This is a genomic window from Streptomyces sp. NBC_01255, from assembly GCF_036226445.1.
In the GTDB taxonomy this organism is placed as follows: domain Bacteria; phylum Actinomycetota; class Actinomycetes; order Streptomycetales; family Streptomycetaceae; genus Streptomyces.
The window spans coordinates 2,672,250-2,690,395 of sequence record NZ_CP108474.1; the positions used below are offsets into that span (position 1 = coordinate 2,672,250).

Annotated in this window: 12 protein-coding genes and 1 pseudogene; 2 read left to right on the forward strand and 11 right to left on the reverse strand. The window is 71.9% G+C overall.

The window, feature by feature from the left end; all coding sequences use genetic code 11:
- Positions 1 to 8: 8 nt before the first annotated feature.
- The 6 genes from OG357_RS11585 to OG357_RS11610 form a co-directional block, all read right to left on the reverse strand.
- Positions 9 to 1,193: a YncE family protein gene (locus OG357_RS11585; RefSeq protein ID WP_329621066.1), complete on the reverse strand. Its 1,185-nt coding sequence runs from the start codon at positions 1,191 to 1,193 to the stop codon at positions 9 to 11.
- Complete coding sequence (locus OG357_RS11590) at positions 1,193 to 1,990, reverse strand: polysaccharide deacetylase family protein (protein ID WP_329621067.1); 798 nt, start codon at positions 1,988 to 1,990, stop codon at positions 1,193 to 1,195. The genes OG357_RS11585 and OG357_RS11590 overlap by 1 nt, the downstream gene beginning before the upstream one ends.
- Positions 1,991 to 2,361: 371 nt before the next feature.
- The gene (locus OG357_RS11595; protein ID WP_329621068.1) at positions 2,362 to 2,868 is read right to left on the reverse strand and encodes an ATP-binding protein; all 507 of its coding nucleotides are present in this window, start codon (positions 2,866 to 2,868) and stop codon (positions 2,362 to 2,364) included.
- 81 nt (positions 2,869 to 2,949) lie between these two features.
- Positions 2,950 to 3,717: an enoyl-CoA hydratase/isomerase family protein gene (locus OG357_RS11600; protein WP_329621069.1), complete on the reverse strand. Its 768-nt coding sequence runs from the start codon at positions 3,715 to 3,717 to the stop codon at positions 2,950 to 2,952.
- Between the two features lie 76 nt (positions 3,718 to 3,793).
- Positions 3,794 to 5,062: a L,D-transpeptidase gene (locus OG357_RS11605; protein ID WP_329621070.1), complete on the reverse strand. Its 1,269-nt coding sequence runs from the start codon at positions 5,060 to 5,062 to the stop codon at positions 3,794 to 3,796.
- A gap of 234 nt (positions 5,063 to 5,296) precedes the next feature.
- Positions 5,297 to 6,514 carry a L,D-transpeptidase gene (locus tag OG357_RS11610; protein ID WP_329621071.1) on the reverse strand — a complete coding sequence of 406 codons (1,218 nt, stop codon included), beginning with the start codon at positions 6,512 to 6,514 and terminating at the stop codon, positions 5,297 to 5,299.
- 175 nt (positions 6,515 to 6,689) lie between these two features.
- Here OG357_RS11610 and glgX point away from each other — a divergent pair, with 175 nt between their 5' ends.
- Positions 6,690 to 8,915 (forward strand): glycogen debranching protein GlgX, encoded by a 2,226-nt coding sequence (gene glgX, locus OG357_RS11615; RefSeq protein WP_329621072.1) that lies wholly within the window; start codon positions 6,690 to 6,692, stop codon positions 8,913 to 8,915.
- 9 nt (positions 8,916 to 8,924) lie between these two features.
- Here the strand turns inward: glgX and OG357_RS11620 are convergent, their stop codons facing one another.
- The 4 genes from OG357_RS11620 to OG357_RS11635 form a co-directional block, all read right to left on the reverse strand.
- A complete protein-coding gene (locus OG357_RS11620; protein ID WP_329621073.1) occupies positions 8,925 to 9,584 on the reverse strand; it encodes a response regulator transcription factor in 660 nt (219 codons plus the stop codon).
- Complete coding sequence (locus OG357_RS11625) at positions 9,581 to 10,912, reverse strand: sensor histidine kinase (RefSeq protein WP_329621074.1); 1,332 nt, start codon at positions 10,910 to 10,912, stop codon at positions 9,581 to 9,583. The genes OG357_RS11620 and OG357_RS11625 overlap by 4 nt, the downstream gene beginning before the upstream one ends.
- Before the next feature lie 79 nt (positions 10,913 to 10,991).
- Positions 10,992 to 11,744: an ABC transporter permease gene (locus OG357_RS11630; RefSeq protein ID WP_329621075.1), complete on the reverse strand. Its 753-nt coding sequence runs from the start codon at positions 11,742 to 11,744 to the stop codon at positions 10,992 to 10,994.
- Positions 11,741 to 12,646, reverse strand: coding sequence for an ABC transporter ATP-binding protein (locus OG357_RS11635; protein WP_329621076.1), 906 nt, complete (start codon positions 12,644 to 12,646; stop codon positions 11,741 to 11,743). The genes OG357_RS11630 and OG357_RS11635 overlap by 4 nt, the downstream gene beginning before the upstream one ends.
- Positions 12,647 to 12,801: 155 nt before the next feature.
- Between OG357_RS11635 and OG357_RS38840 the strand changes: the two are divergent.
- Positions 12,802 to 16,442 (forward strand): annotated as a pseudogene (locus OG357_RS38840) (ATP-binding cassette domain-containing protein); the annotation flags it as partial.
- A 186-nt stretch (positions 16,443 to 16,628) separates the two neighbouring features.
- On the opposite strand, the gene OG357_RS11650 reads toward OG357_RS38840, so the two are convergent.
- Positions 16,629 to 18,122, reverse strand: coding sequence for an MFS transporter (locus tag OG357_RS11650; protein ID WP_329621079.1), 1,494 nt, complete (start codon positions 18,120 to 18,122; stop codon positions 16,629 to 16,631).
- Positions 18,123 to 18,146: the final 24 nt, after the last annotated feature.

An 18,146-nucleotide genomic window follows, 5' to 3' on the forward strand; every position in this document is an offset into this window, starting at 1 on the left:
GGGGACGCCTAGCGGAAGATGCCCGTGTGGCCGAGGGAGTAGCGGCCGGGCTGGGGGTAGACCGCGAGGCCGTGGGGGCCGCCGCCCACGGGGATGCGGGCGAGCTGCTTGCCGCTCGTGGTGTCGATCGCGTAGACCTCGGAGTCGTAGCGGCCCGACAGCCACAGCACCTTGCCGTCGGCGGAGACGCCGCCCATGTCGGGGGAGCCGCCGTCCGGGAGCCACCACTTCTTGGTGAGCTTGTTCTTGCCGAAGTCGAAGACGGAGACCGAGCCCTCGCCGCGGTTGGGGACGTACATCTCGCGCGAGTCCCGGCTGACGTAGAGGCCGTGGGCGCCCTTGCCGGTGGCCAGCAGGGTCGGGGTGGTGAACTTCTCGCCGTCGAGGACCCACATGCCGTGGGCCATCATGTCGGCGACGTAGAAGGTCTTCCCGTCCGGGGAGATCTTCACGTCCTGGGGCATGGCGCCCTCGAAGGGCAGTTTCTGCTGGCCGATCACCTCCATCTTCTCCGTGTCGACCTTGAGGAGTTCGCCGGAGAACTCGCAGGAGACGACGAAGTACCGTCCGTCGGCGGAGAAGTCGGCGTGGTTGACGCCGTAGCAGCTCACCGGGACGGTCTTCTTCCGTTCCATGGTGTGCGGGTCGCGGAAGACGAGTTCGCGGTCGAGCGAGGCCATCACGATGGCGTACTTGCCGTTGGGCGTGAAGTAGAGGTTGTACGGGTCGTGGACCTCGACCGGCTTGCCCGCGACTCCGGTGGCGGGGTCGATGGGGGTGAGGGTGTGGCCCCGGTTGTTGTTGACCCAGAGGGTCTTCATGTCCCAGGAGGGCACGACGTGCTGGGGCTGGATGCCGACCGGGATCGTCTCGACGACCCGGTAGGTCGCGGGGTCGATGACCGAGACGGTGTTGGAGTTGGTGTTGGGGACGTAGACCCGGGAGGGGAAGTCCTTGACCACCGGGGAGAGCTTGTTCGGCCGGTCGGCGGCGTAGACGTCGTTCGGGTCGAGGAGCGGCGGCATGCCGGGGAGCCCGGCGGGCGCCGCGGCCGGCTTGGGTACGGCGGGCGCGGCGGCCTTCTTGACCCCGGCAGTGCCCTTCTCGGGCTGGTTCGCGCCGCCGCAGCCCGCGAGGGTGACGAGCAGGGCCGCGGCGAGGAGGGCTCCGCTTCGCCCGGTGAGGTGTGCCATCAGGTCAGCAGCTCCGTGGTGGTGACCGCGCGCAGTCCGCGGCGGTCGAGGTCGGCGAGGAGGAAGGGCAGCGCGGCGGCGGTGTCCGGGTAGCCGAAGTGCAGGCTGACGACGGATCCGGGCCGGACGGGGTCGGTGACGTTGCGGACGATCGCGGCGGCGCCGGGTGAGGTGAAGTCGAGGGAGTCGACGTCGTACGAGAGGGTGTGCGGGTATCCGGCGCGGTGGGCGGCGCGCAGGACGGCGGGGGTGGCCTGCCGGGTCCTGGAGGGCCGGAACCAGGTGCCGACGGAGCCGGTGAGGCGGCGCAGGCGGGTGGCGCAGGCCTCGATCTCGGCGTGGGCCTCGGTCTCGGTCATGGCGTTGATGTCGGTGTGGTGCTGGGTGTGGTTGCCGAGGTCGTGTCCGCCGTCGAGGATGCGGCGGGCCATGCCGGGGTGTTCGTCGAGCCAGCTGCCGACGGCGAGGACGGTGACGCGGGCGCCGGCCTGCTCCGCCTGGTCGAGGAGGGTGCGGGCGAGGGCGGGGTCGCCCTGGCCGTGGAAGGTGAGGGCGACCCGGGGCCGGTCGCGGGGGCCGTGGTCGATCTCGGCGGGGAGGCCGGGAAAGCGGTGCGGGGCGGGGGCGGCGGCGGGCGCGGTTCCGGGCTCGGCTCCGGGCGTGGCTCCGGGCGTGGCCCCGGGGCTGCGGGAGGCGGGGTCGGGGCGGGGCTCCGTACCGCAGGCGGTGGCGAGGGCTCCCGCGAGGGCGGCGGTCGCGCCCGCCCGGAGGGCACCGCGGCGGTCGGTGGGCTTCACGCGACCAGTAAAGAAGGATGTCGACCGAATCGTGATGATTAGGCCGATTCAGGACGTTTGCGGGCCACTCCTGGGTGTCCACTATGCGGACGAGCCGGGGAAACAAGCGATGAACCGCATAGTCATTCAATGTTTGCAAGGCGAGTGCCGCAAGTCACCAATGATTCATAGACGATCGATCCCCATTTGCCCGTTTCTGTACCGGTAGGGACTTTTGGCGGCAAGGCTGTCTGTCTGCCATAGTCGGAGACACGACCCCCATTGACCCGGGCCAGGTCGACATAGCAGCCGTGGATACACCCCCCCCGTCCACGGCGCACCACACGAGAGCCCCCAGGCGCCCTACTATGGCGGACGGGGGCTTTCGTGCGTCAGGCGCGGTCGGCGACCCGCATCTCGAACCAGGTCGTCTTGCCGCGCGGCGCGAGGTCCACGCCCCAGCGGTCGGAGAGCTTGTCGACGAGGAAGAGCCCCCGGCCGCTCGTGTCGAGCTCGCTCACGGGCATCAGGCAGGGCAGCCCGCGCGAGGGGTCGCGGACCTCGATCCGGATCCAGCCGCGCCGCCGGTGCAGCCGTAGCGCGAAGGACCGGGCGCCGGTGTGCCGGACGGCGTTGCCGACGAGTTCCGAGACGAGCAGCACCGCGTGCTCGGCGATCTGCGGGCCGAGCCCCCACTGGCGCAGGACCACGCCCTGGGTGAGCCGGCGGGCCACCCATGCGGACTCGGGCCGGGACGGCAGCGTCACGTCCTCCTCGGCCGGGTTGCCGTACAACTCCAGTACGCCGGCGCCCTGTTCGTCGTCCACGGCCGGTGACCACCGTGCGGCGGCGGCGCTGCCGCGCTGCCACGGTTGCTCCGTACCCTCCAGGCCCGCCATGCCCCCATCATGGCCGCACGGAGCCCTCCGCGGGGGCCGTTCCGGCGGAATCGGCCCCCGCGGAGACGGTCAGGGCCTGGCTTAGGCGAACTTCGCCTTGCCCGGGCCCTCCTCGACGAAGCTGCGCATCCCGGTCTCGCGGTCCGCGGTCGCGAACAGCCCCGCGAACCAGGTGCGTTCGATGGCGAGACCGGTGTCGATGTCGGCCTCCAGACCCTGGTCGACCGCCTCCTTCGCGGCCCGCAGGGCGACCGCCGGACCCTGCGCCAGCTTCGCGGCCCAGGCGTGCGCCTGCTCGTACACCTCGGCGGCCGGGACGACCCGGTCGACCAGGCCGAGGGTGAGGGCCTCGTCCGCCTTCACCATGCGGCCGGTGAAGATGAGGTCCTTGGCGCGGGAGGGGCCGATCAGCCGGGAGAGCCGCTGGGTGCCGCCGGCGCCGGGGATCAGACCGAGCAGGATCTCGGGCTGGCCCAGCTTCGCGTTGTCGGCGGCGATCCGGTAGTCGGCGCAGAGCGCGAGCTCGCAGCCGCCCCCGAGGGCGTAGCCGGTGATCGCGGCGACGACGGGCTTGGGGATGCGGGCGATCGCCGTGAAGGAGTCCTGGAGGGCGCGCGAGCGCTTGACCATGGCCACGTGGTCCATGACCTGCATCTCCTTGATGTCCGCGCCGGCCGCGAACACCTTCTCGCCGCCGTAGAGGATCACGGCCCGCACGTCGTCGCGGTCGGTCGCCTCCTGGGCCAGCTCGCGCAGCCGGTCCTGGACGGCGATGTCGAGGGCGTTCATCGGGGGGCGGTCGAGGCGGATCGTGCCGACACCATCGGCGACTTCGAGGTTCACAGTCATGGGAGGAAGGTTAGTCCGCGTTAACGCCGAGGGGCCCGGTGCTGTTGCTCACAGCACCGGGCCCCTCGGGAGTGTCTTAAGCGGTCCACTCCGACCACGGCATGTTCCAGCCGTTGAGGCCGTTCTCCGGCTGGATCTGCTTGTCCTTGGAGTTCTTCACGACGATCACGTCACCGATGATCGAACGGTCGAAGAACCAGGCCGCGGGGGTCGAACTGTCGCCCGCGCCGCGCGTGTCCGACAGACCGACGCAGCCGTGGCTGACGTTGGAGGAACCGAAGGTGCTCTTCGGGGCCCAGTAGTTGCCGTGCACGAAGGTGCCCGAGGTGGAGAGCCGCATCGCGTGCGGGACGTCCTTGATGTCGTACTCGCCGCCGAAGCCGACCGTGGCCCCGTTCATGCGGGTCACCTTGTACTTCTCGCTGATGACCATCTGGCCGTTGTACGTGGTCGTCGACGGGGCGCCCGCGGTGATCGGCAGCGTCTTGATGATCGCGCCGTCCCGCTCGATCTTCATCGTCTTGGCACTCGCGTCGACGGTGGAGACCTGGCGACGGCCGATGGTGAAGGTGATGGTCTTCTTCTGCTTGCCGTAGACGCCCGGGCGTCCCTCGACGCCGTCCAGGTTGAGGTCGACGGTGACCTTGGTGCCCGCGGCCCAGTACTCCTCCGGGCGGAAGTCGAGGCGGTCGTTGCCGAACCAGTGCCCCTCGATCTCCACGGCCGGCTCGGCCGTCACCTTGATGGCCTTCTCGACGGCCTCCGGGTCGGTGATGCCCCGGGTGAAGTTGACGGAGACCGGCATGCCGACGCCGACGGTCGAACCGTCCTCCGGCGTGTAGTGGCCGATGAAGGTGTTCTTCGGGACCAGGGTGGTGAAGGTGGTGTCCTTCGCCGACTCACGGCCCTCGGCGTCCTTCGCGATCGCGTGGACCTTGTACTGCGTCCCCGCCGAAAGGTGGGCGCTGGGCGCCCAGCTGGCCCCGTCCGCCGCGATCTTGCCCTCGACCGCGGCACCCTTGGAGTCGGCGACCGTGACCGTGGTCAGCTTGCCCTGCGCCGCGGTGACCTTGAGGGCCCCGCTGGTGGCGACCGAGTCGGCGCCGTCCTTCGGAAGGATCGTCACGACCGCCTGGGAGGCGGCGTTCTCCGGCTTGCCGCTCCCCTGCGACGCCGGGTCCTGGCCCCCCTTGCCGCCGCCGGTGGCGGTCTCGCCGCCGCCGCAGGCGGTGAGGACGATGAGCAGCGCCCCCGCGGCCAGCGCCTGCAGACGGACGCCCCCGCGTCGTCGGCCGCGCCGGCCGTTCGCTCCTACCGATGCCCCCGATATCGGCTGCCCGTTCACTGTGGTCGTCTCCCCTCACGCGGCCTGGCAACGCCACGGCCCCACCCCCGTGCGCATCCACTCGCGCACACGGCGCTAGATAATCACACCGCAGGACACGAAAGATCCTCGCGAATGTCACCGTTCCGTCCCGATCGACGTGCTAGGGCGAAAGGGCGATGACCTGGTGACGAAAGGGACGCAAGGGGGGACGCGAGAGGGACCCGCGAGGGACCCGCGAGGGACCCGAGAGGCTCAGCGCAGCGCCGAACCGGCCTTCCACTGGACCCAGTCCATGTTCCATCCACCGAGCCCGTTGTCGGGAGCGACCTTCCGGTCACGCGAGTTGACGACCTCCACCACGTCGCCGATGAGCGTCCGGTCGAAGAACCAGCCCGCCGGGGAGTCCGCGCTGCCGCCCTTCTCGTCCCGCAGCCCCACACAGCCGTGGCTGACGTTCGCGGTGCCGAACGTACCGGGCGAGGCCCAGTAGTTGCCGTGCAGGAAGGTCCCCGACTCGGTGAGCCGCATCGCGTGCGGGACGTCCTTGATGTCGTACTCGCCGCCGAAGCCGACCGTCCGCCCGTCCATCCGCGTCACGTCGTACAGCTCCGTGACGACCATCTTCCCGTTGTACGTGGTGGTCTTCGGCGCGCCCGCGGTGATCGGCACGGTGGTCAGGACCTCGCCGTTCCTGCGGACCTCCATGGTGTGCGCGGCGGCGTCGACCAGGGAGACCTGGGAGCGGCCGACGGTGAAGCCGACCTTCTTGCGCTGGATGCCGTACACCCCGGGCGCCCCCTCGACGTCGCGGAGCGCGAGCTCGACGGTGACCTTCGTCCCGGGCTGCCAGTACGCGGCGGGGCGGAAGTCGAGCCGCTCCTTGCCGAACCAGTGGCCGACGACCTCGACCGGCGGGTCCGAGGTGATCCGGACGGCGCGCTCGACGGCGTCCCGGTTCTCGATGGGCCGGTTGAAGGAGAAGGAGACGATCATGCCGGTGCCGACAGTGGAACGGTTCTCCGGCTTGAAGTAGCCGATGAACCGGCTCTCCGGCACCACCGTCGTGAAGGTGGTGTGCCGGGCCGAGCGGCGGCCGTGCGCGTCGAGCGCGACGGCGTCCACGCTGTACTTGGCGGCCAGCGCCAGCCGGGCGTCGGCCCGGGGCCGCCAGCGCAGCCCGTCGGCGGAGATCTCGCCGGCGACCCGGGTCCGCTGGGCGTCCTCGACCTGGACGACCGTCACCCGTTCGAGCCGCCCGCTGTCCACCCGTACCTCGACGGGTCCCTCGGCAGGCACCCCCCGGCTGCCGTCCTCCGGATTCACCCGGATGACGTCCCCGGGGGCCCGCGCCTTGCCCGGCAGGGAGATGTCGATGCCCCCCTGGCCGTCCGTTCCTGTGCAGCCCACGAGGCCCGCCATCAGTCCCGCCACCGCGAGGGCGTACCCCGCCCGCTTCCATACACGATTCACGCTCGGCCCAACGACAGCCCCCCTCCAGGGGAAACGTGCGTGCGGGCCATGTTGGGAGCACGGCCGTGCGGGCAGAACAGGGAGGACGACGGGAAAGAGCGACGCGTGGGAGTGGCGGCCGGGACGCCGCCGCTCCCGCGGGTGCGGGCCCCACGAGCCGCGGGAGGCCGGGACGGTGTCGAGCGCAGCCGAGCAGGAGGCGGTACAGGAGCATGCCCTGGAGCGGGCCGGGCCGGAGGGGGCGAGCAGGACACCCCCTCCGGTGTGGCCGGGGGCGCCGACGCCCCTCGGTGCCCGCTGCCGGGTCGGGCCCGGTGGGGTGACGGGCACCAACTTCGCCCTGTGGGCGGGGGGCGCGGAGGCCGTGGAGCTGTGCCTCTTCGACGCGGACGGCACGGAGCGGCGGCTGCCGCTGACCGAGCTGACCCATGAGATCTGGCACGGCTTCGTGCCCGGGGTCGGCGCCGGGCAGCGGTACGGCTACCGGGTGCACGGCCGCTGGGACCCGTGGACGGGTGCCCGCTGGAACCCGGCGAAGCTGCTCCTCGACCCGTACGCGCGAGCCGTCGAGGGAGACTTCGCGCTCCCTCCCGAGGTGTACGGACACGTACGGGACTGGCCTCAGCAGCATGTCGCCGACACCGTCCGCGACGACCGGGACTCCGCTCCGTACGTTCCGAAGGGGGTCGTCGTCCACGACGACGACGACTGGTCGGACGACCGCAGGCCCAAGACGCCCTGGCAGGACTCCGTCATCTACGAGCTGCACGTGAAGGGCTTCACCCAGCAGCACCCCGGCATCCCGGAGCGGCTCCGCGGCACGTACGCGGGGCTCGCGCACCCGGCGGCGATCGAGCACCTCGTACGGCTGGGAGTGACGGCCGTGGAACTGCTCCCGGTCCACCAGTTCGCGCACGAGGACCACCTCCTCCGGCGCGGGCTGAAGAACTACTGGGGCTACAACTCCCTCGGCTACTTCGCCCCGCACGCCGCCTACTCGTCCTCCGGGACGACCGGGCAGCAGGTCGGCGAGTTCAAGCGGATGGTGCGGGCGCTGCACGCGGCCGGGATCGAGGTCATCCTCGACGTCGTCTACAACCACACGGCGGAGGCGGGCGAGCTGGGCCCCACCCTCTCCCTCAAGGGCATCGACAACCGCGGCTACTACCGGCTCCAGTCCGACGCCCGCCGGTACGCCGACTACACGGGCTGCGGCAACACGCTGCACGTCGTCCAGCCGCAGGTGCTGCGCCTCATCACCGACTCGCTGCGCTACTGGGTGACGGAGATGGGCGTCGACGGCTTCCGCTTCGACCTGGCGGCGGCCCTGGCCCGCTCGATGCACGACGTCGACATGCTGTCCCCGTTCCTGGCGGTCATCGCCCAGGACCCGGTCCTGCGCCGGGTCAAACTGATCGCCGAGCCCTGGGACGTCGGCAACGGCGGCTACCAGGTAGGGGCCTTCCCTCCTCTCTGGACCGAGTGGAACGACCGCTACCGGGACGCCGTACGGGACTTCTGGCGGGGCGCCCTGCCCGACGTGCGGGACCTCGGCTACCGGCTCTCCGGCTCCAGCGACCTGTACGCCTGGGGCGGGCGGCGGCCGTACGCCTCCGTCAACTTCGTCACCGCGCACGACGGTTTCACGCTCCGGGACCTCGTCACGTACGAGCGGAAGCACAACGAGGCCAACGGCGAGGGGAACCGGGACGGCACCCACGACAACCGCTCCTGGAACTGCGGAACGGAGGGCGAGACGGACGACCCGGAGATCCAGGCCCTGCGCCTCCGCCAGCTCCGCAACCTCCTCACCACCCTGCTCCTCTCCACCGGCGTCCCGATGCTCGTCGCCGGCGACGAGATGGGCCGCACCCAGGGCGGCAACAACAACGCGTACTGCCAGGACAACGAGATCGGCTGGCTCGACTGGTCGCTGCCGGACGACCCGGGGCGGGCCCAGCTCCTCGCCCTGACCCGCCGGCTGCTCGCCCTGCGCCACCGCCACCCGGTGCTGCGCCGCCGGGCCTTCTTCTCGGGGCGGCCGCAGGGCGCGGACGGGCTGCGGGACCTGGCCTGGTTCGGCGCGGACGGCGGCGAGATGACGGAGCGGGACTGGTACGCGCCGACGGCGACGCTCGGCCTCTACCTCTCGGGCCGGGACATCCCCGGCCGGGACGAGCGCGGGGAGCAGATCACCGACGACAGCTTCCTCGCCGTCCTGCACGCCGGATCGGGGCCGCTGGAGTTCCGGCTGCCGGGACCGCCGTGGGCGGAGTCGTACGAGCTCGTCGTGGACACCACCCTGGAGGACCAGTCGGGTGCGCCGGGGACGGAGTACCGCGGCGGGGGCACGATCACGGTGGGCGGGCGCTCGACGGTGCTGCTGCGGGTGAAGGCCTGAGGCGGCCGGTCAGGCGCGGCCCAGGATCCCGCGGTCGTAGCCGGCGGCGACGGCGGCCGCGCGGTCCTTGACGCCCAGCTTGCCGTAGATGTGGGTGAGATGGGTCTTGACGGTGGCCTCGCTGATGAAGAGCTCGGCGGCGATGGCGCGATTGGCGGTGCCCTTCGCGACGAGGCCGAGGATCTCGCTCTCGCGGGCGGACAGGGTGGTGTCGGCGACGGCGGGCGTACGGACGGCGGTGACCAGGCGGGTGGCGACGGCCGGGGAGAGGACGGTGCGGCCCTCGGCCGCGGACCGCACGGCCGCGAACAGCTCCTCGCGCGGCGCGTCCTTGAGGAGGTAGCCGGTGGCGCCCGCCTCGATCGCCGGGAGGGTGTCCGTGTCGGTGTCGTACGTGGTGAGGACGAGGACCCGGGAGCGGGCGCCGCGGCGGGTGAGCTCGGCGATGGCGTCGACGCCGTTGCCGCCGGGCATGCGCAGGTCCATGAGGACGACGTCCGGGTCGAGGCTCAGGGCGAGGGCGACGCCCTCGACGCCGTCGGAGGCCTCGCCGAGGACACGGAAGCCGGATCCGGAGCCGGAACCGGAGCCGGCCGCGGTGAACATGCCGCGCAGGCCGTCCCGTACGACGGGGTGGTCGTCGACGATCAGGAGGGTGATGTCAGTCATGGCGCGCCCAACGGTACGCGAGCGGAGATCGCCGTGCCCTCGCCCGGGGCCGCCTCCACGGTGACGGAGCCGGTGAGCCGTTCGGCGCGGGCGCGCATGCCGTCGAGGCCGAACCCACCTCCCGAGCCGTCGCGTTCGGTCCGGGCGCGCGGGTCGAAGCCGCGGCCGTCGTCCCGTACGTCGAGGGCGATCTCGTCGCCCATGTAGGAGAGGGTGACGCCGGCCCGGGAGGCGCCGGAGTGGCGGGCGGCGTTGGACAGGGCCTCCTGGGCGATCCGCAGGAGGGTGGCGGCGACCTCGTCGTGGAGGGGCAGTTCGGTGCCGGTGACGGTGAACCGGGTGTCGACGCCGGTGCGTTCGGCCCAGTCGGCGACGGTCTTGCGCAGGGCCTGGGGCAGGGCGTCGTGCTCCAGGGCGACCGGGCTCAGGTTCCGCACGGAGCGGCGGGCCTCGCCGAGGCTGTCCCGGGCGAGGCCGGCGGCCCGCCGGAGGTGGGTGTCGGCGCGCTCGCGGTCGGGGGTGGCGGTCGCGGCCTGGAGCTGGGCGATGACGCCGGTGAGGCCCTGGGCGATGGTGTCGTGGATCTCGGCGGCGAGCCGGCGGCGCTCGTCGGCGACCCCGGCCTCCCGGGCCTGGAGGAGGAGTTGGGCCTGGAGGGTGGCGTTCTCGGCGAGGGCCCGTTCGAGGCGGGCGTTGGTGCGGCCGAGTTCGGCGATGGTCTCGGCGCGTTCGGCGGCGCGCTCGGCCTCTCTGGTGCCGAGGTGGGAGAAGACGACGGCGAGCCCGGCGTTGAGGGCGAAGAGACCGCCGAAGGCCAGCCACTGGACGAGGCTCTTGGGCGGCAGCCCGCCGGACTGGGCGCCGGCCATGGTGACGGCGGTGACGAGGAGTCCGGCGCGGGAGACGCGGCGGGGCAGGACGTGCTCGGCGTCGAAGGAGCCGATGGAGGCGTAGATCGCGAAGAAGGGGTTGAGCCAGCAGAGAGCGAAGGCGAGGGCGGTCCGGAGGGCGAAGTAGGCGACGGAGGCGGGCCCGGGCGCCCCGGCCACGAGCACGGGCCCCGCGGCACAGGGCGGTTCGCCGCCGGGGCCGGACTCCGGGCCCGGGCGGGCGTCGGCGGCGAGTCGCGCGCGGACGCGGACGCAGCGGCGGTCCCACCCCACCTGGAGGGCGAGCGCAGCGAGCAGCAGGGCTCCGGCCATGGCTTGCTGCTCGCCGTTCATGAACGCGCCCGCCGACGCGGCGGCGATGACAGTGGCGAGGGCGAGCAGCCCGTACGGCCCCCAGCGGAAGAACTGGTGCCAGCGGTCCTCGATGGTGATGGGCATCGACCCCTCCCTCGCACACGGGCTCACTGCCCGGTCGTCACTGTCCGGTCGTCACTGCCCGGTCGTCACTGTCCGGTCGTCACTGCCAGCGGAACCAGCGCACCGAAGCGGCGGTCAGCACGACCGTCCAACCACCCATCACGGCGAGCGCTGCCCAGTCGGGCCAGCCACCGGACATGGCCGTGTCCAGTGCCTGGGAGGCGGCACCGTACGGGGTGAGCTGGACGATCTGCTGGAGAGTATCCGGCATGGCCTGGACGGGCACCCAGACGCCCGCGGTGAACATGGTCGGGAAGAAGACGACCGAGCCGACGGCGGTGGCGATCTTCTGGGTGCGGGAGACCGCGCAGACGGCGCCACCCAGCGCGAGGCCGCACGCGACGGCGAGGAGCAGGGCGAGGGCGTAGCCGGGGAGGTTCTCCGGCAGGGCGACGCCGAAGGCGAGCCGGCCGACCGTGATCACGAGCAGCGAGGAGACGAGCGCGGCGACGGCGTGCAGGGCGAGCTGGGCGGTCAGCAGCGCTCCGGGGCGTACGGGCGTGGTGGACATCCGGCGCAGGATGCCGCGTTCGCGGTAGCCGGCGAGGACCGGGGGCATGGCCTGGAGTCCGGACATGATCAGGGCGAAGAGCACGGAGACGGGGACGTACAGGTCGATGACCCGGCGCCCGCCGAGGTCGTCGGAGGCCTCCCGGAAGGAGGGGATCAGGCCGAGGATCACGAGCAGGACGGTCGGCGAGACCATCATCCAGAACAGGGAGCCGGGCTCCCGGGCGAAGAGCCGGGCCTCGGTGCGCAGCACGGCACGGGTGGCGGTGGTGGTGGCGCTCATCGGGGGTCGGCTCCTGTCAGGTCGAGGAAGGCGTCGTCGAGGGTGGCGTCGGTGACGCGGAGCTGCCCGGCCGTGGCGCCCCGGCGGGCGAGAAGCGAGACGAAGGCGGCGACGGTCTCGTCGGTACCGCGGACGACGGTCCGGCCGTCCGTCGTCTCCACGCCCACGGCCCCGGGCAGCGCGCCGAGTTCCGCGGGGTCGAGCGGAGTGGACGCGGCGAAGGAGATCTCCTTGGCGGCGGACGACCGCCCGATCAGCCCCTCCGGAGTGTCGAGGGCGGCGATCCGCCCCTGGTCGATGACGGCGATCCGGTCGCAGAGGCGCTGCGCCTCCTCCATGAAGTGGGTGACGAGCAGGACGGTCACACCGCCCGCCCGGACGGACTCGACGAGCGCCCAGGCCTCCCGGCGGGCGCGCGGGTCGAGGCCCGTGGTGAGTTCGTCGAGGACGACGACCCGGGGATCGCCGATCAGCGCGAGGGCGATGAAGAGCCGCTGCTTCTGCCCGCCCGAGAGCTTCCCGAACCGGGTCCGCAGATGCGGCAGCAGCCCGAGCCGCTCCGCGAGCTCCTGCCGGTCGGCGGGCCGCTCGTAGAAGGAGGCGTACAGGTCGAGCGCCTCACGGACGGTCAGCTTGGGCTGGAGTTCGCTCTCCTGGAGCTGGACGCCGAGGACCCGGGTGACCTCGTCGCGCTGCGTCGCGGGGTCGTACCCGCAGACGCGCACCCGTCCCTCGTCGGGGGTCCGCAGTCCCCCGACGCACTCCACTGTGGTGGTCTTGCCGGCGCCGTTGGGCCCGAGGATCCCGAAGATCTCGCCCTCGCCGACCTCGAAGGACACCCCGTCGACGACCTTCCGGTCGCCGTACGCCTTGTGCAGTCCCTGCACCTCGATCGCTGTCATGACCTCAGCCTGGCGATCCGGCCGGACCGCCGGTATCGGCCATCGCGCTCGAAGCCGTATCAACCGATCGGTTGATGGCCGGTACGACCCCGGGGGCGAGCCCGGCGGGAAAACCGGATGAGACGTGTCAGTGGTGAACCGTATGGTCGGGCCTGATGCCCGAGAAACCCTTGCCCCCAGAGCCCTCCCCCGACCGTTCGGCGATACGCGTGCTGCTGCGGCTGTGGCCGTACGTCCGGCCCGTGCGGGTCCGGTTGTTCACCGCCGCGATCGTCGCGATCGTCGCCTCCTGCCTGTCGCTCGTCATCCCGCTCGTCCTGAAATGGATGGTCGACGGCCCCATCACCGACCGCGATCCGGGCGGCGTGTGGCTGGGGGCGCTCTACCTCTTCCTGCTCGGCATCGCCGAGGCCGTCCTCTTCGGGTACCGGCGCTGGCTGGTCGCGCGGCCGCTCTCCGGGGTCGAGGCGCGGATGCGGGCCGATCTGTACCGCAGGCTCCAGCGGCTGCCGATCGCCTTCCACGACCGGTGGGCGTCGGGGCAGCTGCTCTCGCGCGGCACGACCGACCTGATGCTGGTCCGGATGTTCCTGGCCTTCCCCTTGACCTTCCTGCTGGTCAACGGTGTGACGATCCTCGCCGGTTACGTGCTGCTGCTCGCCCAGGACTGGTCCCTCGGCCTGGTGCTGCTCACGCCCGTCGTGCCGCTGGTGATCGTCTGCTCGCTCTTCGAGGGCCGGTACGGGGTCGTGGCGCGTCGCGCCCAGGACCAGGTCGGCGACCTGACGACGGTCGTCGAGGAGAGCGTCCTCGGCATCCGGATCGTCAAGGGCTTCGGCCGGCACCGCAGCCAGGCCCGGGCCTTCCGGGCGCTCGCGGAGCTGCTGCGGGGCACCGAACTGACGAAGGCCCGGCTGCTCGCCATGATCTGGGCGGTCATCACCGTCGTACCCGAGCTGGCCATCGGGGCGGCGCTGGTCCTCGGCACCGTGCAGGTCGCGGACGGGGACCTGTCGGCGGGCACGCTCGTCGCGTTCCTGTCGACGGCGCTCGCGCTGCGCTGGCCGGTCGAGTCGATCGGCTTCCTCCTGGCGATGAGCCAGGAGGCGGCAACCGCGACGGAACGGTACTTCGAGGTGATGGACGCGGAGGAGGAGCGGGAATCACCCCCCTCCCCCACCCCACCGACAAACGCCCCCGACGGGGTGCGGTTCGAGGGCGTGTCGTTCCGCTACCCGGACGCACCAAGGGAGTCACCGCCCGTCCTGGACGGCATCGACCTGCACATCCGCCCCGGCGAGACACTGGCCCTCGTCGGCGGTACAGGCTCCGGCAAGACGACGCTCACCGCGCTCGTACCGCGGCTGCACGAGGCGACCGGCGGGCGGATCCTGCTGGACGGCGAGGACATCGCCCTGATGGACCGGGAACGGCTGCGGACCCTGGTGTCGGTGGCCTTCGAGGAGCCGACGCTGTTCTCGGCGAGCGTCGGGGAGAACGTCCTGATGGGCGCCGCGGCCGAGGCCGGCGAGCCGGAACTGCGGCGCGCCCTGGGCGTGGCCCAGGCCGACGGCTTCGTCGACCGCCTGCCGGAAGGAACGGCGACGCAGGTCGGCGAACAGGGCCTGAGCCTCTCGGGCGGCCAGCGGCAGCGGCTCGCGCTGGCGCGCGCGGTGGTCGGCAAGCCCCGCTTCCTGGTCCTCGACGACCCCCTCTCGGCGCTCGACGTGCACACGGAGGCACGCGTGGAGGCGGCCCTGCGGGAGGTGCTGCGCGAGACGACGGCACTGGTCGTGGCGCACCGCCCGTCGACCGTGATGCTGGCCGACCGGGTCGCGCTGCTCTCGGAGGGACGGATCACCGCGGTCGGCACCCACCAGGAACTGCTGCGCAGCAGCGAGGAGTACGCCTGGCTGATGTCCGGCGACGAGGGGAACGAACACCGATGACGGACACCATCGTCACGACCGAGAACAACACCCCGGCACCCCCCGGGACACCGCCCACGGACCCCTTCGACCGGGACGACCTGCCGACCCCCCAGGGGGCGACGGGCACACTCCTGCGTTCCCTCCTCGCCACCCACCGCCTGCGGGTGACGGCCGCCGCGCTGATCCTCCTCGTCAAGGAGGGGGCGGTCCAGGCGGGCCCGCTGCTCGTGGCGTACGCGATCGACCGGGGCGTCCCGGCCTTCCGCGCGGGAGACCACGGCCCGGTGGTGGCGGTGGCACTCGGCTACCTGCTGTGCGCCGCACTCTCGGGACTCCTCCAGTACGCCTTCGTACGGGTGGCGGCCCGCGTGAACCAGGACGTTCTCCTGGACCTCCGGGGCCGGATCTTCCGTCACGCCCAGGTCCTGAGCGTGGACTTCCACGAGCGCTACACCTCGGGTCGCCTGATCTCCCGCTCCACGACGGACGTCGAGTCACTCCGCGAACTGCTCTCGGAGGGCCTCCAGGAACTGATCGGCGTAGTCCTCTCCTTCGTGTCGATCGCCGTCATCCTGCTCTGGCTGGACCTGGGCATAGGAGCGATGGCCGTAGCGTCGTTCCTCCCGCTCTACCTCCTCGTCCGGCTCTACCGGCGACGCGCGGGCAAGGTGTACGCCGAGCGGTCCACGGCGATCGCGGGCGTGATCGTGAAGTTCGCGGAGACGATGAACGGCATCCGCCCGGTCCGGGCGTTCCGCCGCGAACGAACGAACGACGCCGAGTTCGCGGTGCTCAACCACCGCCACGAACGCAGCAACGGCGACGCGCTCCTGGAGATGGCCCGCTACGTGGTCGGTTCGCGACTGGTGGCGAACACGGCGGTGGCGGGCATGTGCCTGTGGGGCGCGTACAGAGTCGCGGACGGCACCCTCGCCCTGGGCATCCTCGCTGCGGCGGTGCTGTACATGCGACGCCTGTACGACCCGATCGACCGCCTGGGCATGTTCCTCAACTCGTACGAGTCGGCGGCAGCCAGCCTCGCCAAGATCGCGGGCCTCCTGGCACAGGAGCCGGGAGTCCCGGAAGCAACGGCACCACGGAAGCTCCCCGAACGCCCGGGCACACCGGGCCGAGAGGTGGTCTTCGACAAGGTCCGTTTCGCCTACCGAACGGGCGGCGAGGTCCTGCCCACCTTCGACCTGACGATCCCACCGGGCCAGACGGTGGCAGTGGTAGGCGCCACAGGCGCAGGCAAATCAACTCTCGCCAAACTCCTCTCCCGCTTCTACGACCCCACGGACGGCCGGGTACTCCTGGACGGAGTCGACCTCCGGGACCTCACCACTCCGGACCTCCGGCGAGGTGTCGTGATGGTCACGCAGGAGGCGTTCCTCTTCTCCGGAACGGTGGCGGAGAACATCGCGATAGGACGCCCGGACGCGACCCGGGAAGAGATCGAGAAGGCCGCCAGAGCAATCGGAGCGCACGAGTTCATCACGTGCCTCCCGGACGGCTACGACACGGACGTACGCAAGCGAGGCGGCCGCATCTCGGCCGGCCAGCGCCAACTGGTGGCGTTCGCGAGGGCGCTGCTCGCGGACCCGGCGGTCCTGATCCTGGACGAGGCGACGAGCTCGCTGGACGTGCCGGGCGAACGCGCGGTGCAGCGGGCGATGGACACGGTCCTGGCGGGCCGTACGGCGGTGGTCATCGCCCACCGCCTGTCCACGGTCGAGGTGGCGGACCGGGTCCTGGTGATGGAGAACGGCCGGGTGGTCGAGGACGGCACGCCCGAGATCCTGGTGAGGGGCGAGGGCCGCTACGCGAGCCTGCACCAGGCATGGCGGGACAGTCTGGTGGGCTGAGACAAGCCGACCACCGGGGTCGGCGGCGCACCGAACAGGAGTGGGGGACGTGGAGGGGGTCGTGTTCGGGACGTAGAGCGTGATTTGTGGCGCACGAGAAAGGATCAGCAGATCCGGGACCCGCAAGCGCCGTAAATCATGCAGTCCCGAATACGACCCCCGGAACGTCCCCCACGGAACCACTACTCAGGACCGCCCCCGCAACAAACCGACCGCCACCCCAGCGGCCACAAGCATCAACAAAGCAGCGCCCAAGGCCGCACCCCCCATGGCGTCGACAAAGGCGCCGCGGGCAGCGTCAAGCACAGCCGCCGACCCCCCGAGCGCACCCCCCAGAGTCTCCCGGGCGGCGGCGGGAGCCGAAGCGGGCATGGCCGCGGTGTAGACGGCCGCACCGATCGACCCGAGGATCGCCATCCCGAGCGCGCCACCCAGCTCCTGCCCCGATTCGAGGACGGCGGCGGCCGATCCCGCGCGCTCGGGCGGGGCGGCGCCGAGGGCGAGTTCGTTGGCGAGGGTCATGGCGGAGACGAGCCCGGCGGCGTAGAGGGCGGAGGCCACGAGGACCGCCCAGAAGGGCGTGGTGCGGTCGATCGCGGCGAGCCAGGCGAAGCCGCCGGCGGCGACGAGGAACCCGCCGCCCATGACGTACGCGCGGTCGACCCGACGGGCGAGCACCGCGGCCACCGGAGCGGAGACGAGGACGCCGACCGCGGGGACGAGGCTCCACAGGGCGGCCTCGAAGGGGCTCTGGCCGAGGACGGACTGCAGGTACTGGGTGAGGAAGACGGCGAAGCCGACGGTCGCGACCATGGCGAGCAGATTGACGAGGACGGAGCCGCCGTAGGCCCGGGTACGAAGGAGCCCGAGGTCGACGACGGGATGGACGAGCCGGGCCTGCCGACGGACGAACACCAGGCACAGCACCAGCCCACCGGTCACACCGAGAGCAGGCAGCGGCGCCCATCCACCCTTGGCGAGCTCCTTGATCCCGTAGATGAGGGGCAGCAGGGCGGCGAGCGAGAGCCCCGCGCTCACCAGATCGAACGGCCCGCCACGGACCGCCGCCTTGGACTCGGGAAGGAGCAGGGGCCCGAGGACGAGGAGAAGGGCCATCGCGGGCAGGTTGATGAGGAAGACGGACCCCCACCAGAAGTGCTCGACGAGGGCGCCGCTGACGACGGGCCCGAGGGAGATGCCGCTGGCCATGACGGAGGTCCACGCGGTGACGGCCTTGGCGCGCTGGGCCGGGTCCTGGAAGAGGTTGCGAATCAGGGCGAGGGTGGCGGGCATGAGGCAGGCGCCGGCGAGCCCGAGGAGGGCGCGGGCGGCGATCAGGGCGCCGGGACTCTGCGCGTACGCGGCGGCGACGGAGGCGACGCCGAAGAGGGCGGCGCCGCCGAGGAGGAGCCTGCGGCGCCCGACGCGGTCGCCGAGGGCGCCCATGGTGACGAGGAGTCCGGCGAGGACGAAGCCGTAGGTGTCGAGGATCCAGAGCTGTTCGGTGGCGCCGGGGTTCAGGTCGGCGCTGATGGAGGGGATGGCGAAGTAGAGGACGGAGACGTCCATGGAGACGAGGAGGAGGGGCAGCATGAGGACGCCGAGGGCGGCCCATTCGCGCCGTCCGGCGCGGGCAGGCCCGGGTCCGGCGGTGTGGCCGGGGCTTGCGGTGAGTGTCATACGGGCAAGGAAGCAGCCCCAGGC